We start from the raw sequence: 15,401 nt of genomic DNA, 5'->3' as shown, positions 1-15,401 counted from the left end.
TCCCGGTGCCTCGCGGCGACCGTGGACCGCCCCTTCGCCGTGCCGCGTCAGGCGCGTTCCCTGCGCCTGTTGCCCCGCACCGCCATGTAGGCGGCGTCGCCGAGGCCGACGATGATGATCGCGGCCACCAGTTGGAAGATGTGCCGCCACCAGTCGATGCCGCGGGTCGCCTCGACCCCGACCGCGCGCGCGATCGCGTTGCCGGCGATGGCGCCGAGCATGCCGAAGATGGTGGTCAGCCACAGCGGACTGTGCTGCTTCCCCGGAATGACCGCCTTGGCGATCAGACCGAGCACGAATCCGACGATGATCGCCCACAACCAGCCCATGGCTGCCTCCTCATACGGCTCTACGCGAGCATTGCCGCCAGTCTTCGGCCGTACCGCGAACGGCGCACGCCGGGTACGGCCGAACAGGGGACCCGTCTACGCGACGCGGCGCACGCCGGGCGCGCGGGCCGGGGCCACCCGGTCTCGTCGCAGGCGTGGACGCGGCGTACCGTGGAGACGTCCGGGACCGGGGTCCCCGAGCGGCCGCGGACGCGAGCGGGGCGGGGAAAGACCGATACGGGCGGTTGGTGGAACGTGATGCGGAAGCTGGGCAGCGGGCAGAACACCGAGGTGTTCCGGATCACCGGGGCCCGTACGGGTCTCCAGGAGGACGTGCGCGGGCGGCAGCGCCGCTACGTCATCTCGATGACGGTCCGCACGGTTTCGGTCATCCTCGCCGCCTGCCTGTGGAACGTGGAACGGCACGTCGCGATCGTGGCGCTGGTGCTCGGCGCGGTCCTGCCCTACATCGCGGTCGTGATCGCGAACGCCGGTCGGGAGAACGCGCCCTCGTTGCCGTCGACGTTCGTGACCGTGCCGCCTCCGCCGATGATCACTGCTCCGCGCGCGGAGGACGGCTCGGCGGAATCGGTTGCGGAAGGCGTCGCGCCCGATGCCGCGCGGGGCGCGAGCGGTGAGCCGCACGGCCGGTCGTGACCGCGGGGCCGCCGCCGACGTGACGGCGGGGGCGGCGGGGACGGGGGTCGATTCCACGCCAAGGCTCAAGAAAAGCTCAGATCAATCATGTTGTTCCGGTGCCGGGTCGCGGGTGACCCGTGACATACTTCGTACGCGCTCCGCATCCCCCGTCGGAGCGACGGACCGACGCCGGGCAGCTCCCCCCGTGGCTGCTCGGCGTCGCCTTTTTCCGCGAGTTGTGAGACGAACCTGTGAGTGACGAGTCGACCCCGATCTGTTCCGCCAAGGGCTGCCGTGATGCCGCGGTGTGGGTGCTGGCGTGGAACAACCCGAAGGTCCACACGCCGGAGCGCCGCAAGACGTGGCTCGCCTGCGAGGAGCACCGGGAGCACCTGTCCCAGTTCCTCGGGGTGCGCGGCTTCCTGAAGGACGTCGCCCGGTTCGAGGACTGGCAGGCGGCCGAACCCTCCTGAGACCGTGGGCGCCCTCGCCCCCGGTCCCGGGCCTTGTCGTCGAACCCTCGTCCGCCTGCCGGCAGACCCTAGCCGCCGATCGCGGACATCGGCCGGTCGGGCTGGACGAACGTCGGGTCGTCCAGGCCCGCGCCCGCCTTCTTGCCCCACATGGCCAGCCGCCAGATGCGGGCGATCTCCTCGTCCGGGGCGCCGGAGCGCAGGGCGGCGCGCAGGTCGGTCTCCTCGGTGGCGAACAGGCAGGTGCGCACCTGGCCGTCGGCGGTCAGGCGGGTGCGGTCGCAGGCCGAGCAGAACGGGCGGGTGACGGAGGCGATGACGCCGACGCGGTGCGGGCCGCCGTCCACGAGCCAGCGCTCGGCGGGGGCCGAGCCGCGCTCCTCGGCGCCCTCGGCGGTCAGCTCGAAGCGGGTGCGCAGGGAGGTGAGGATGTCACCGGCGGTGACCATGCCCTCGCGCTTCCAGCCGTGCTGGGCGTCCAGGGGCATCTGCTCGATGAAGCGCAGCTCGTAGTCGTGCTCGACGGCCCAGGCCAGCAGGTCGGGGGCCTCGTCGGCGTTGAGGCCCGGCATCAGGACCGAGTTGACCTTCACCGGGGTCAGGCCGGCCTCGCGGGCGGCCGCCAGGCCCTCCAGGACGTCCTTGTGGCGGTCGCGGCGGGTGAGGGTCTTGAAGACGTCCGGGCGCAGGGTGTCCAGGGAGACGTTGACCCGGTCCAGGCCCGCGGCCTTCAGGGCGCTCGCCGTGCGCCTGAGACCGATGCCGTTGGTGGTCAGCGACATCTGGGGGCGCGGGGCGAGGGCGGCGACGCGCTCGACGATGCCGACCAGGCCGGGGCGCAGCAGCGGCTCCCCGCCGGTGAAGCGGACCTCCTCGATGCCGAGGGAGGTGACCGCGATGTCGATCAGGCGGACGATCTCGTCGTCCGTGAGCAGGTCGGGCTTGGCCAGCCACTGCAGACCCTCTTCCGGCATGCAGTACGTGCAGCGCAGGTTGCAGCGGTCGGTCAGCGAGACCCTCAGGTCGGTGGCCACTCGGCCGTAGGTGTCGATGAGCACGCGGGCCCCCTCCTCGACGCGGATCGGCGGAGCGCTTCTCTCCTCCGACACTGCGAGCCTACGTGACCGCGCCGACAACGACAGCGGCCCGATCCCCACGACGTGCGCCGCGGCCGCGTCGTAGGGATCTACGACGGGGCCGCGGCGGGGGTGGGATCAGTGGGCGCCCGTGCCGGTCAGCGACCGGACCTCGAGCTCCGCGTACTTCGCCTCGTCGGGTCCCTCCTTGGACAGGACCGTGCCGAGCCAGCCCATGAGGAAGCCGAACGGGATGGAGATGATGCCCGGGTTCTTCAGCGGGAACCAGGCGAAGTCGACGTCCGGGAACATCGCCTTCGGGTCGCCGGAGACGACGGGCGAGAACAGCACCAGGCCGACGGCGACGATCAGACCGCCGTAGATCGACCAGAGCGCGCCCTGCGTGGTGAACCGCTTCCAGAACAGGCTGTAGAGGATGGTCGGCAGGTTGGCGGAGGCCGCGACCGCGAAGGCCAGGGCGACCAGGCCGGCCACGTTCAGGTCGCGGGCGAGGGCGCCGAGCGCGATGGAGACGATGCCGATGAAGACGGTCGCCCAGCGGGCCGCCCTCATCTCCTCCTTCTCGGTCGCCTCCCCCTTGCGGATCACGTTGGCGTAGATGTCGTGCGCGAAGGACGACGAGGAGGCGAGGGTGAGGCCGGCGACCACGGCGAGGATGGTCGCGAAGGCCACCGCCGAGATCGTGGCGAGCAGGATCGCGCCCCAGGCCGAGTCGACGCCGCCGACGTGCAGGGCGAGCAGCGGCGCGGCCGTGTTGCCGGACGGGTTGGACGCGATGATCTCGTCCTTCCCGATGAGTGCGGCGGCGCCGAAGCCGAGGGCGATGGTCATCAGGTAGAAGGCGCCGATGATGCCGATCGCCCAGTTCACGGACTTACGGGCGGCCTTGGCGTTGGGCACCGTGTAGAAGCGGATCAGGATGTGCGGCAGCCCGGCGGTGCCGAGCACCAGGGCGATGCCCAGGGAGATGAAGTCGAGCTTGGAGGTGCCCGTCGCGCCGTACTGGAGGCCGGGCTCCAGGAAGGCGGAGCCCGCACCGCTGTTCTCCGCGGCCTTGCCGAGCAGGTCGGAGATGTTGAAGTCGAACTTCAGCAGCACCAGGAAGGTGATCAGGATGGTGCCGCCGATCAGCAGCACGGCCTTGACCATCTGGACCCAGGTGGTGCCCTTCATGCCGCCGATGGTGACGTACACGATCATCAGGACGCCGACGAGGGCGACGATGAGGATCTTGCCCGCGTCGGAGGTGATGCCGAGCAGCAGGGAGACGAGGACGCCCGCGCCGGCCATCTGGGCCAGCAGGTAGAAGATCGACACGACGATCGTGGAGGTGCCGGCGGCGGTGCGCACGGGGCGCTGGCGCATGCGGTAGGCGAGGACGTCACCCATCGTGTAGCGGCCGGAGTTCCTGAGCGGCTCGGCGACCAGCAGCAGGGCGACCAGCCAGGCGACCAGGAAGCCGATGGAGTACAGGAAGCCGTCGTAGCCGAAGAGGGCGATGGCGCCGGCGATGCCGAGGAAGGACGCGGCCGACATGTAGTCGCCGGAGACGGCGAGGCCGTTCTGGAAGGCGCTGAACTGGCGGCCGCCCGCGTAGAAGTCGGCGGCGTCCTTGGTCTGGCGGCCGGCCCAGACGGTGATGAAGAGCGTCGCGAGGACGAAGACGGAGAAGAGCGTGATGATCAGCGGCCGGTGCTCGCTGGCCTCGTTGGCGGCCAGCTCGGCGGCGAGAACGGTCTGTGCGGTGCTCATGCGCCGCCCTCCATCCGGGACTTGATGGCCTCGGCCTTGGGGTCGAGCTTCGCGGCGGCGTGCCGCGAGTACCACCAGGCGATGAGGAACGTGGTGACGAACTGGGCGATGCCGAAGACGAACGCGACGTTGATGTTGCCGAACAGCTTGGTGCCCATGAAGCCGCCGGCGTAGTTCGACAGCAGCACGTAGAGCAGGTACCAGGCGACGAAGGCGATCGTCAGCGGGAAGGCGAAGGAGCGGAAGGTGCGGCGCAGTTCGGCGAACTCCGCACTCTGCTGCACCTCGGAGAACTCCTCGGCGGTGGGGAGTCGGTGTTCCTCTTTCGAGGGGGGCGGTGCGTCGGTGGCCACGGAGTCTCCTCGTACGACGGACATGACGGCTTGGTCCTCGGTGTTCTCACGGGGCCCTGGTCGTGCTCGGGCTCCCTGTCCAACGACACGGCGCCCCGTCGAGCCCGGTTCAACACGCGCGGTACTTTCCCAAGTCCCTTGGGGGAAAACATTGCTGGCCAGCGACTTCGGGGATAGCTTCGCCCTGCACCACTGCGTCATGTACCTGCCCGAGGACCATCTGCGTCTCGGGCCGGTCTCGTTTCCGGATGATGTGGAGACCCCATGATTCATCTGCGTTCCAGACGGCGGCTCGTTCCCGCCGTACCGGTCGTGCTGTCGCTGACCATGCCGCTCGCCTTCCTGTCGGGAGCCGCGGGGTCGGGGACGTGCCGCGCGCGGTGAAGCGCTCCGCTCCGCTCGTCCCTTCCCTCCCCTCTCACGAACTGGAGACCTCGCACATGACAGCGCCTCACTCCCGTCGCCGCCGCGCCGTCGCGGTCCCGGCCGGCATGGCCCTGGCCACGGCCCTCGCCTTCCTGCCCGGCGTCCAGGCCTCCGCGACCGAGGCCCCCGCGGCCGAGGCCGCCCCGGCCGCCGCCGACGCCGGCGCGCTCAGCTACGTCGTCAACGTCCAGCCGGGGCACGGACCTTCGGCGCGGGTGAAGCGGGCGATAGCCCAGGCCGGCGGCACGATCGTGACGTCGTACGACCGGATCGGCGTGGTCGTCGTCCACTCGGCGAACCCGGACTTCGCGAAGACCGTGCGCAGGGTGCACGGCGTGCAGTCGGCCGGTGCCACCCGCACCGCGCCGCTGCCCTCGGCGGCGACGACCGACGTGGGCGCGCCGAAGGTGCTCAGCGCGCAGGAGGTCGCCGCCGCCCAGGCGGTCGAGGGCCAGGACCCGCTGGAGTCCCTCCAGTGGGACCTGCCCGCCATCAAGGCGGACAAGGCGCACGAGAAGTCGCTCGGCAGCAGCAGGGTGACCGTCGCGGTGATCGACACCGGCGTCGACGACACGCACCCGGACATCGCGCCGAACTTCGACCGGCGGGCGTCGGTCAACTGCGTGGCGGGCAAGCCGGACACCACCGACGGCGCCTGGCGGCCGAGCGCGGCGGAGAGCCCGCACGGCACGCACGTGGCCGGGGAGATCGCCGCCGCGAAGAACGGCGTCGGCATGACCGGCGTGGCGCCGGGCGTGAAGGTCGCGGGCATCAAGGTGTCCAACCCGGACGGCTTCTTCTACACCGAGGCCGTGGTCTGCGGCTTCATGTGGGCGGCCGAGCACGGCGTCGACGTGACCAACAACAGCTATTACACCGACCCGTGGTACTTCAACTGCAAGAACGACCCGGACCAGAAGGCGCTCGTCGAGGCCGTCTCGCGGGCCTCGCGGTACGCGGAGAAGAAGGGCGTCGTCAACGTCGCCGCGGCCGGCAACGAGAACTACGACCTCGCCTCCGACGAGATCCTCGACCCGTCCTCCCCCAACGACACCACTCCCGGTGACCGGGTGATCGACCCGTCCGAGTGCTACGACATCCCGACCCAGCTCCCGGGTGTCGTCACGGTGGCGGCGACCGGCGCGAAGGGCCTGAAGTCGTCCTTCTCCAACTACGGCCGGGGCGTCATCGACATCGCCGCGCCCGGCGGCGACTCGACCGCCTACCAGACCCCGGCGCCGCCGGCGACCAGCGGCCTGATCCTGGGCACGCTGCCGGGCGGCGGGTGGGGCTACATGGCCGGTACGTCGATGGCCTCGCCGCACGTCGCGGGCGTCGCCGCCCTGATCAAGTCGACGCACCCGCACGCCTCACCGGCCATGGTCAAGGCGCTGCTGTACGCGCAGGCCGACGCCACGCCGTGCACCGAGCCGTACGACATCGACGGTGACGGCAAGGTGGACGCGGTGTGCGAGGGGCCGAAGAACCGCAACGGCTTCTACGGCTGGGGCATGGCCGACGCGCTGGACGCGGTGACCCGGTAGGGAGACGCCGTACCGGCGTTCCCGTCGGTCCGGTCGGTACCGCGCGGTGCGGTGGTGACCGGCTTCGGGTCCGCCCGGTCCGCCGGGGGGGTGATCCCGTTCTCCTCCGGCGTGTGACGGCCGCCGTGCGGGAGGGTGCTCTTCCGGGGCACCCTCCCGTGCGGGAGCCCGCCCGGCCCCGTGCCGGCGCGGTGGTGGTCCCGCCGGTTTCTTTTCCTGAACTTGCCCGCTTCTGGGGGAGTTGGTGAAGATCTCGGGGTGACCCCGACAAGACCCTCGCCCCGGTCCGCCGACACCGGGCGGCACGCGCGGCCCTCCGGTACCGGCCGGGCCGTGGCCGTTCTCGTGCTGGTGGCGCTGGCCGCGCTGATACCCGTGCTCGGCCCGTCCCCCGCCCTGCACGGCACCGGAGAGGCCGAGGCGCCCGGTACCGGTGGCATCGGTCTGCTGCGCACGGTGCTGTTCGCCGCGCTGAGCGTCCCGCTCGGCGAGCTGTTCGTGAACCGGCTGGCCCGGTCCCTCCCCGGCGCTCCCCCGGACCGGCCCCGCAGCTGGTCCCCCGGGGCGAACGCCGCCGCGTTCGTCGCCGCGCTGGGGCTCGCCTCGGTCGTGGCCACCGGCAACCTGGTGCCGGGCGGCATCGCCGAGATCGACATCGGCGGCCTCTACGAGTCCCGCGACGGCAAGCTCGCGCTCCTGGAGGTCGACGCGTTCCTCGTGGCGGGCCTGTGCGCCGTCTCGCGCCGGCCGGGCACCCAGGTCTGGCCGCTGGCCGCCGTGGTCGTCGCGGAGGCCCTGCGCGCCCATCCCACCACCGAGGACGGCCCTCTGGTCGGCTCCGGTCTGACCCTGGTCCACCTGACGTGCGCGTCGCTGTGGGTGGGCGGTCTGCCGTACGCGCTGCGCGTCCTTCGCGTGTGGCGGGGCGCCGCGGCGGGCGCGGCCCTGCTGGGCCTCTACGCGCGCGTGGCGGCCGTTCTGCTCGCCGCCGTCACGGCGACGGGGGTGTGCAGTTCGCTGCGCCGGATGCCGGCGGACACGATCCTGGACCAGGTGACGGACACGGCGTACGGGAGGGTGCTGCTCGCCAAGGTGATCCTGGTGGCGGCCGTCGCCGCCCTCGCCCTGTGGGCCCGGATCCGGCTGGGCCGCGCCGCCGACCCGCTGTCCGCCCGCTCCCCCGCGCGCGGGGAGGTCGTCGCCCTCGGCGCGGTGGTCGCGGTGTCGGGACTCCTGACGGCGCTTCCGGTGCCGATCCGCTGGTGAGACCGGGTCCGGGGACCCTCGCCGCACGTGCGTCCCGTCACGCGCGCGGGGCGCCGTCCGGGTGCCGGGGGCCGCCCGCCGGCACCCCGGGACCGTGCCGGCGGTCATGGCCGCGGTGGCCCCGGTCCGGCCGGCAGGACGTGACGCGGCGGCGGTGCGCGGGGCCCGGCGGGGCACCTGCGGGGCGGGACTGTCGGTCGCGGCCCGTATCCTCATGGACCATGCTCGAAGACCGCACGACCGCAGCGCCGTCCGCCACCTCGTGGCCGGCCGCGTATCCGCAGGGGTACGCGGTCGTCGACGTGGAGACCACCGGCCTGGCCCGCGACGACCGCATCATCTCCGCGGCCGTCTACCGGCTGGACGCGCGCGGAGAGGTCGAGGACCACTGGTACACGCTGGTCGATCCGGAGCGGGACCCGGGCCCGGTGTGGATACACGGACTGACGCGCGAGGCGCTCGAGGGGGCGCCGCTGTTCCGGGACATCGCCCCGGAGTTCGCGGCCCGGCTCGAGGGACGGGTGCTCGTCGCGCACAACGCCGTCTTCGACTGGCAGATGATCGCCCGGGAGTACGCGCGCGCGCAGAGCGTGGCCCCGGTGCGGCAACGGCTGTGCACCATCGCGCTCTCCAAGGAGCTGGGGCTGCCGCTGCCCAACCACAAGCTGGAGTCGCTGGCCGCGCACTTCGGCGTGGTGCAGCGGCGGGCGCACCACGCGCTGGACGACGCGCGCGTGCTGGCGGAGGCGTTCCGGCCGAGCCTGCACGCCGCCGCGGCGGGCGGTCTGCGGCTGCCGCTGCACGAGTGCCGGCCGCTGACGGAGTGGTCGGACCGGCCCGCGCCCCGGATCAGTGGGCAGGGGGGCTTCGGCGGCCACCGGCAGACCGGTTGGCGCCCCTCCCGCAAGAGGCCCGCGTGCCCCTATCCCAACCCGGGGCGTTACGAAGCGGGCAAACGGCTCAAGCAGGGTATGCGGGTCGCCTTCTCGGGTGACACCTCGACCGAACGGGACCTGCTGGAGGACCGCGCCACCGAGGCCGGGCTGCACGTCGCCACCAGCCTCTCCCGGCTGACCAGCCTGCTGGTCACCAACGACCCGGACTCGGGCACGTCGAAGGTGGTCAAGGCCCGGCAGTACGGCACACCGGTGGTGGACGAGGCGGCCTTCGGGCAGCTGCTGGCGGACGTCGAGCCCGCGGACGGCTGACCCGTGCGGACGGGTGATTGCCGGGCGACTCGCCCGGCACCCGCTCGCCCGCGCCCCCGCCACGGCCCACCCTGTGCCCCATGGCGACATGCGAAGTCTGCGGCAACAACTACGGAATGACCTTCGAGGTCCACGCCCAGGGGGCGGTGCACGTCTTCGACTGCTTCTCCTGCGCGATCCACCGGATGGCCCCCATCTGCGAGCACTGCCGGGTGCAGATCATCGGCCAGGGCGTCGAGGTCGAGGGCCACTGGTACTGCGGCGCCCACTGCGCCCGCGCGGAGGGGAGGGCGGGCATCGTCGACAAGGTCTGAGGCCGGACGTGCTCCCCGCCGGCGCGGGGCTGCGGTCCTCGTCCGGCCCCACCGGCGAGGGCCGCGTTTCCGCAAGGTACCGTCGATGCGTGTACCGCTTCCTGTTGTCCCGCCAGTGGGTGATCCTCACACTGGTCGCCCTGCTGCTCATCCCGACGATGATCCGGCTGGGCTTCTGGCAGATGCACCGCTACGAGGAGCGCACCGCCCGGAACGACCTGGTCGCCGAGGCGCTCGGTGCGGAGCCGGTGCCCGTGGAGTCGCTGACCGCTCCCGGCAAGAAGATCACCACGCACGAGCGGTACCGCTCCGTGACCGCGAAGGGCCGCTTCGACACGGACCACGAGGTCGTCGTCCGCCGGCGCACGAACGCCCAGGACAAGATCGGCTACCACGTGCTGACCCCGTTCGTCCTCGACGACGGCAAGGTCCTGCTCGTCAACCGGGGCTGGATCCCCGCGGACGGCTCCAGCCAGACCGCGTTCCCCGAGGTGCCCGCGCCGCCCCGGGGAGAGATCACCGTCACCGGGCGGATGATGCCCGACGAGACGACCGCCGCGAGCGGCATCAAGGACCTCCAGGGCCTGCCGGACCGGCAGATCATGCTCATCGACAGCAAGCAGGAGGCCGCCCGCCTGGGCGCCCCGGTGCTCGGCGGCTACATCGTCCTGACGGCACCGGAGCCGAAGGGCGACACCCCGGAGCCGATCGGCAGGCCCGGCAACGAGGACGCCGCGCTGAACTTCGCGTACGCGATCCAGTGGTGGCTGTTCTCCGCGGCCGTCCCGGTCGGCTGGTGGATCCTGGTCCGCCGCGAGAAGCGCGACCGGGAGAGCGCCGAGGCCGTGGAGACCGCGGAGGCGGAACCCGCCTCCGTGTGACCGCGCGCCCGCGGGTGTGCGGTCGCCGGTGACGGACCCGATTGCTCCGTCACCGGCCGGGAAGACGGAACCCCGTGCACCCCCGCATCGAGGACTACGCGCTCATCGGCGACCAGCAGACCGCGGCCCTGGTCTCCGCGGACGGCTCCGTGGACTGGCTGTGCCTGCCCCGCTTCGACTCCGCCGCCTGCTTCGCCAAGCTGCTCGGCGACGAGGACAACGGCCACTGGCGCATCGCCCCCGTGGGCGTCGAGCGCTGCACCCGGCGTGCCTACCGCCACGACACCCTCGTCCTGGACACCGAGTGGGAGACCGCGGACGGCGCCGTCCGGGTCACCGACTTCATGCCCCAGCGCGACCGCGCCCCCGACCTGGTGCGGGTCGTGGAGGGCCTGCGCGGCGAGGTCACCGTGCACAGCGCGCTGCGGCTGCGGTTCGACTACGGCTCGATCGTTCCGTGGGTGCGCCGGGTCGACGGCCACCGCGTGGCCGTCGCGGGACCGGACTCGGCGTGGCTGCGCAGCGAGCCGGAGGTGCGCAGCTGGGGGGAGGACTTCGGGACGCACGCGGAGTTCACGGTCGCCGAGGGCGAGAAGGTCGCGTTCGTCCTGACCTGGCATCCCTCGCACGAGCCGCGCCCGCGGCTGATCGACCCGTACGAGGCACTGGAGCACAGCGTCGAGGACTGGCGGGCCTGGTCCGCGCACTGCCGCTACGACGGTCCGCACCGGGACGCCGTGGTCCGCTCCCTGATCACGCTGAAGGCCCTCACCTACCGGCCGACCGGCGGCATCGTGGCCGCCGCCACCACCTCGCTGCCCGAGGAACCGGGCGGCGTCCGCAACTGGGACTACCGCTTCTGCTGGCTGCGCGACTCCACGCTCACGCTCGGCGCCCTGCTGTCGGCGGGGTACCTGGAGGAGGCCGAGGCCTGGCGCGACTGGCTGCTGCGCGCGGTCGCGGGCAACCCGGCCGACCTGCAGATCATGTACGGCCTGGCGGGCGAGCGGCGGCTGCCCGAGTTCGAGCTGCCGTGGCTGTCCGGCTTCGCCGGGTCGACGCCCGTACGGGTCGGCAACGACGCCGTGAACCAGCTCCAGCTGGACGTGTACGGCGAGGTCATGGACTCCCTGTCGCTGGCCCGGCTGGCCGGCATGCACCCGCAGCCGCAGATGTGGGAGCTCCAGTGCGCGCTGATGGACTTCCTGGCCACGGCGTGGCGGCAGCCGGACGAGGGGCTGTGGGAGGTGCGCGGCGGGCGCCGGCAGTTCGTGCACTCGAAGGTGATGACCTGGGTGGCCGCCGACCGGGCGGTGCGCACCCTGGAGGCCCACCCGGGGCTGGGCGGCGACCTGGACGGCTGGCGCGCGCTGCGCGAGGAGGTGCACCGGGAGGTGTGCGAGAAGGGCTACGACCCCGACCGCAACGCCTTCACCCAGTTCTACGGCTCGACGGAGCTGGACGCCGCGCTGCTCCTCATCCCGCGGGTGGGCTTCCTGCCCGCGGACGACCCGCGCGTCGTCGGCACGGTCGACGCGATCGGGAAGGAGCTGACCCGGGACGGCCTGGTGCGCCGCTACAGCACCGAGAACCCGCCGGTGGACGGTCTGCCGGGCGGCGAGGGCACGTTCCTGGTGTGCTCGTTCTGGTACGCGGACGCGCTGCACGCGACCGGCCGGACCAAGGAGGCCCGGGAACTGTTCGAGCGGCTGGTCGGGCTCGCCAACGACGTGGGGCTGCTGGCCGAGGAGTACGACCCGGTGGCGGGTCACCAGCTGGGGAACTTCCCCCAGGCGTTCAGCCACATCGGCCTGGTGAACACCGCCCTCGCCCTGTTCGGCGGCGAAGAGGCAGGATAGGGGCCATGGATCTTGGACTGAAGGACCGGGTGTACGTCGTCACCGGAGCCACCCGTGGCCTGGGCAACGCCGCCGCGCGCGAGCTGGTCGCCGACGGCGCGAAGGTGGTCGTCACGGGGCGGGACGAGAAGAGCGTCGCGGACGCCGCGGCCGCGCTGGGCCCGGACGCGGTGGGCGTGGCCGCCGACAACGCCGACCCCGAGGCCGCCGCGCGGCTGGTCGCGACCGCCCGTGAGCGCTTCGGGCGCCTCGACGGCGTCCTGATCAGTGTGGGCGGGCCGGCGCCGGGCTTCGTCGCCGACAACACCGACGAGCAGTGGCGGACCGCGTTCGAGTCGGTCTTCCTCGGCGCGGTGCGCCTGGCCCGCACGGCGGCGGCCGAGCTGGAGGACGGCGGCGTGATCGGCTTCGTGCTGTCGGGTTCCGTGTACGAGCCGATCCCGGGTCTGACCATCTCCAACGGCCTGCGGCCGGGGCTGGCGGGCTTCGCCAAGTCCCTCGCCGACGAGCTGGGCCCGCGCGGCGTCCGCGTCGTCGGCCTGCTGCCGGGCCGCATCGACACCGACCGGGTGCGCGAGCTGGACGCCCTGTCCGCCGACCCGGAGGCGACCAGGGCGGCGAGCGAGTCCCGCATCCCGCTGCGCCGCTACGGCACCCCGGAGGAGTTCGGCCGCACGGCGGCGTTCCTGCTGTCGCCCGCGGCGGCTTACGTGACGGGCGTGATGCTGCCGGTGGACGGCGGGGCGCGGCACGGCTTCTAGGACCTGTCGTTCGGAACAGGTCGGCTGAAGGAAGCGACGCCTTTCGACCGACCCGGGCGGGGCGTGGTGCGTGCGGCCGCGCGGCGGAGGAGGGCGCCGGGGCGGAGGCCCCGGCGGCCGGCGACGCCGCCGCGGGCGCGCGTGCCGGCCCCCGCCGTGTGCGGGGCGGGGGCACCGGGCGGGATCAGCTGACCCGTTCGGCGTGGTGCCTGACGGCGTGGAGGCGTACCTCCGCCGGGAGGACGGCGAGGCCGGCCGAGTCGCGGGCGTGGGCGAGGGCGCGCGCGGTGAGGTCGTCCAGCGCGGTGCCGGGGTCGACGTGCGGGGCCAGCAGCAGCCGGACGCGGGCCCGCGGGGCGCCGCGCCGTCCGGTGAACCGGACCTCGGCCCGCTCGACCCCGTCCACCCGGCCCGCCTCCTGGGTGAGGACGTCCTCCAGGGCGCGGCCGCGGAGCACCGCGGCCGCGCCGTCGCCGGTGTCGACGAGGATCTCGGGGAGCCGGCGGCGGCGCAGCACCGCGACGAGCCACCACAGGGCGAGCAGCAGCAGGACGGCGAGCGCGGCGATGACGGCCGGCCACCACCAGTCGGCGTCCCGCCAGCGGGTCCGCTCGGCGTCGCCGAGGAGCACGTCGTGCGGCCCCTGGTGCACCCACCAGGGGGGCGGCGACACACCGGACCCCACCGCGAGGACGGCGCCGCCCACCGCGAGCAGGACCAGGCCCACGAGGCCCAGCAGCACACGGTCGACGATCCTGAGCACGGCCCTCACCCCTTCCGTCCCGGTCGCGCCACCCGGACCGACACGGCGGGCGGCCGGGCCAGCCCCAGCCCGCGCACCGTGTCGCCGAGCACGCCGTCCAGATCGGCTCGTACCTCGTCCAGTTCCCTGAAGTGCGCGACCGCGCGCACCCTGGCCCTCCTGCGGCGCATCCGCACGCGCGCCGACTGCACACCGGCGACCTCCACGGCCCGGTCGCGCAGCACCGCCGCGGCGGCGTTGCGGTGCAGCCCCGCGCGGACGTCCGGACGGGTGCGCCGCATCGGCAGCACCCTGCGCAGGCCGGGCGTGAGCGCCAGCACGAGCAGCCACAGCCCGAGGGCGGCGGCGACGCCGGCGCCGATCCGCACCCAGATGTCGTCGAGGGGCCGTTCGGCGAGCTGCCGGGCCAGTTCCCGGCGCGGGCCGAGGGCGGAGCGGCCTGCGCGGACGGCGACGACGTCGTAGAGGAAGGCGCCCGCGGTGATCAGGAGCAGCAGGGCGACGATGCCGGCGGGGACGCGGCGTGCCGACCAGAAGCGGCCACGTGGTCCGTGCCCGTCCTCGGCCGGGGGCCGCGGCTCGGGCGCGGTGCCGTCCGCCTCCTCCCCGACGGGCGGGTGCCGGGTGCTGCCCTGCGGGCCCCGGGGTTCGCTCATCGTGTCCTCCGCCGTCGCGCGCCGTACTCCGCCGCCAGGTGCAGCCGCTCCACCTCGACGCCGACCTCCGGCACCGCCATGCCGGCCAGCCCGCGCACCCGTTGGACGACCCGGTGGCGCACCTGCCCGCAGCGGGCGCCGATGTCGCAGGGGTAGTCGAGTTCGACGTGGACCCGCACGCGGGCGACGTCGTGGTGGACGACGACGGTGGCGTACGGACGCCCGGCGTCCGCGGGGCGCGCCCCGAGCGCTTCGAGGGCCGCCCGGGCGGCGATCTTGGCGACGACCCGGTCGGCGATCCGCGTGGCCCCCCGCTCGCCCGCCGGAACCGTCGCCGGGGCTTCACGGGCCGCGCCGGACCCTTCGCTCACGGCGGTCACCGTCGCCGGTCGTCACGGGCGCGGAACAGGTCGGCGAGGTCCATGTCCCCCTCCAGGAACCGGCCGGCGACGAACCCGACGGCCCCCAGGGCCGCCACCAGCAGGAAGGCCCCGAACCCGCCGAAGTACCCGGCGAATCCCAGCGCCATCCCGGCGATCATGCCGATCACCGCCATGCTCATGGTGCGCTCCCCTCGGTCCGCGTCCCCGTCACCTGATCCGCGGCTCCTGCGGCTCCTCGTCCTCCTCGTCCGGCAGCTTCACGTCGCTCACCGCGATGTTGACCTCGACGACCTCGAGGCCGGTCATCCGCTCCACCGCCGCCACCACGTTCTCCCGCACGTCCCGGGCCACGTCGCCGATCGACACGCCGTACTCGACGACGATCTCCAGATCGAGCGCGGTCTGCTTCTCGCCCACCTCGGCCTTCACGCCGCGCGTCACCGACCTGGATCCGCCGGGCACGCGGTCCCGCACGGCGCCGAAGGTGCGCGACATCCCGCTGCCCATGGCGTGCACACCCGCGACATCGCGTGCCGCCATCCCGGTGATCTTCTCCACGACACCGTCGGCGATGGTGGTCCGGCCGCGGCCGCCGGGGGCGCCGCCTCCGTGCCGGAGCGCCTGCGTCCTGCCGGTCTCCAGCGCGTTCTTCTCCGTCAGTTCGCTCATGGCCGCACGTCCCTTCGGTCGTCCTTCC

General features: G+C 73.3%; 18 protein-coding genes. 9 read left to right on the top strand and 9 right to left on the bottom strand.

The genetic code is table 11. The features are described 5' to 3' along the window. Positions 1–47 precede the first annotated feature (47 nt). Entirely contained in the window at positions 48–329 is a 282-nt protein-coding gene (locus tag JHAT_RS14505) for a GlsB/YeaQ/YmgE family stress response membrane protein (RefSeq protein ID WP_077798575.1), read from the bottom strand. Positions 330–587: 258 nt separating this feature from the next. On the opposite strand from JHAT_RS14505, the gene JHAT_RS14500 reads away from it, so the two are divergent. Beyond that, on the top strand, positions 588–986 hold the full coding sequence (locus JHAT_RS14500; protein ID WP_077798574.1) for a DUF3099 domain-containing protein: 399 nt from the start codon (positions 588–590) through the stop codon (positions 984–986). A gap of 233 nt (positions 987–1,219) precedes the next feature. After that, the gene (locus JHAT_RS14495; protein WP_077798573.1) at positions 1,220–1,441 is read left to right on the top strand and encodes a hypothetical protein; all 222 of its coding nucleotides are present in this window, start codon (positions 1,220–1,222) and stop codon (positions 1,439–1,441) included. Between the two features lie 68 nt (positions 1,442–1,509). On the opposite strand, the gene moaA is transcribed toward JHAT_RS14495, so the two are convergent. The 3 genes from moaA to JHAT_RS14480 all read right to left on the bottom strand — a co-directional run bounded on the left by moaA (position 1,510) and on the right by JHAT_RS14480 (position 4,643). After that, entirely contained in the window at positions 1,510–2,499 is a 990-nt protein-coding gene (gene moaA / locus JHAT_RS14490) for a GTP 3',8-cyclase MoaA (protein WP_077798572.1), read from the bottom strand. A 156-nt stretch (positions 2,500–2,655) separates the two neighbouring features. Beyond that, positions 2,656–4,290 (bottom strand): cation acetate symporter, encoded by a 1,635-nt coding sequence (locus JHAT_RS14485; protein WP_077798571.1) that lies wholly within the window; start codon positions 4,288–4,290, stop codon positions 2,656–2,658. Further along, positions 4,287–4,643 (bottom strand): DUF485 domain-containing protein, encoded by a 357-nt coding sequence (locus tag JHAT_RS14480; RefSeq protein WP_077798570.1) that lies wholly within the window; start codon positions 4,641–4,643, stop codon positions 4,287–4,289. Before JHAT_RS14480 ends, JHAT_RS14485 begins: the two co-directional genes overlap by 4 nt. A gap of 440 nt (positions 4,644–5,083) precedes the next feature. Between JHAT_RS14480 and JHAT_RS14475 the strand changes: the two genes are divergently transcribed. The 7 genes from JHAT_RS14475 to JHAT_RS14440 all read left to right on the top strand — a co-directional run bounded on the left by JHAT_RS14475 (position 5,084) and on the right by JHAT_RS14440 (position 12,902). Next, positions 5,084–6,613: a S8 family serine peptidase gene (locus JHAT_RS14475; protein ID WP_077798569.1), complete on the top strand. Its 1,530-nt coding sequence runs from the start codon at positions 5,084–5,086 to the stop codon at positions 6,611–6,613. Between the two features lie 258 nt (positions 6,614–6,871). Then, entirely contained in the window at positions 6,872–7,879 is a 1,008-nt protein-coding gene (locus JHAT_RS14465) for a CopD family protein (RefSeq protein ID WP_077798567.1), read from the top strand. A gap of 221 nt (positions 7,880–8,100) precedes the next feature. After that, the gene (locus JHAT_RS14460; protein ID WP_077798566.1) at positions 8,101–9,087 is read left to right on the top strand and encodes a DEDDh family exonuclease; all 987 of its coding nucleotides are present in this window, start codon (positions 8,101–8,103) and stop codon (positions 9,085–9,087) included. A gap of 80 nt (positions 9,088–9,167) precedes the next feature. Beyond that, the gene (locus JHAT_RS14455) at positions 9,168–9,401 is read left to right on the top strand and encodes a hypothetical protein (protein ID WP_071528763.1); all 234 of its coding nucleotides are present in this window, start codon (positions 9,168–9,170) and stop codon (positions 9,399–9,401) included. A gap of 89 nt (positions 9,402–9,490) precedes the next feature. Beyond that, the gene (locus JHAT_RS14450) at positions 9,491–10,282 is read left to right on the top strand and encodes an SURF1 family protein (RefSeq protein WP_171990894.1); all 792 of its coding nucleotides are present in this window, start codon (positions 9,491–9,493) and stop codon (positions 10,280–10,282) included. Between the two features lie 74 nt (positions 10,283–10,356). After that, entirely contained in the window at positions 10,357–12,141 is a 1,785-nt protein-coding gene (locus JHAT_RS14445; RefSeq protein ID WP_077798564.1) for a glycoside hydrolase family 15 protein, read from the top strand. A gap of 5 nt (positions 12,142–12,146) precedes the next feature. Further along, entirely contained in the window at positions 12,147–12,902 is a 756-nt protein-coding gene (locus JHAT_RS14440; protein WP_077798563.1) for an SDR family oxidoreductase, read from the top strand. A 184-nt stretch (positions 12,903–13,086) separates the two neighbouring features. Here JHAT_RS14440 and amaP read toward each other — a convergent pair whose 3' ends face one another. The 5 genes from amaP to JHAT_RS14415 are packed head-to-tail and all read right to left on the bottom strand — an operon-like array spanning position 13,087 to position 15,373. Continuing rightward, a complete protein-coding gene (amaP, locus tag JHAT_RS14435; RefSeq protein ID WP_077798562.1) occupies positions 13,087–13,674 on the bottom strand; it encodes an alkaline shock response membrane anchor protein AmaP in 588 nt (195 codons plus the stop codon). After that, positions 13,671–14,321 (bottom strand): DUF6286 domain-containing protein, encoded by a 651-nt coding sequence (locus JHAT_RS14430; RefSeq protein WP_107481926.1) that lies wholly within the window; start codon positions 14,319–14,321, stop codon positions 13,671–13,673. The genes amaP and JHAT_RS14430 overlap by 4 nt, the downstream gene beginning before the upstream one ends. Then, positions 14,318–14,701 (bottom strand): hypothetical protein, encoded by a 384-nt coding sequence (locus tag JHAT_RS14425; RefSeq protein ID WP_077798561.1) that lies wholly within the window; start codon positions 14,699–14,701, stop codon positions 14,318–14,320. The genes JHAT_RS14430 and JHAT_RS14425 overlap by 4 nt, the downstream gene beginning before the upstream one ends. Next, the gene (locus JHAT_RS14420) at positions 14,698–14,883 is read right to left on the bottom strand and encodes a hypothetical protein (RefSeq protein WP_077798560.1); all 186 of its coding nucleotides are present in this window, start codon (positions 14,881–14,883) and stop codon (positions 14,698–14,700) included. Before JHAT_RS14420 ends, JHAT_RS14425 begins: the two co-directional genes overlap by 4 nt. A gap of 28 nt (positions 14,884–14,911) precedes the next feature. Then, a complete protein-coding gene (locus JHAT_RS14415) occupies positions 14,912–15,373 on the bottom strand; it encodes an Asp23/Gls24 family envelope stress response protein (protein ID WP_077798559.1) in 462 nt (153 codons plus the stop codon). Between the last annotated feature and the right edge of the window lie 28 nt (positions 15,374–15,401).

The organism is Streptomyces sp. JHA26, from assembly GCF_002005565.1.
Classification (GTDB): Bacteria; Actinomycetota; Actinomycetes; order Streptomycetales; family Streptomycetaceae; genus Streptomyces.
This window is presented reverse-complemented; position numbering and strand designations above follow the sequence as displayed.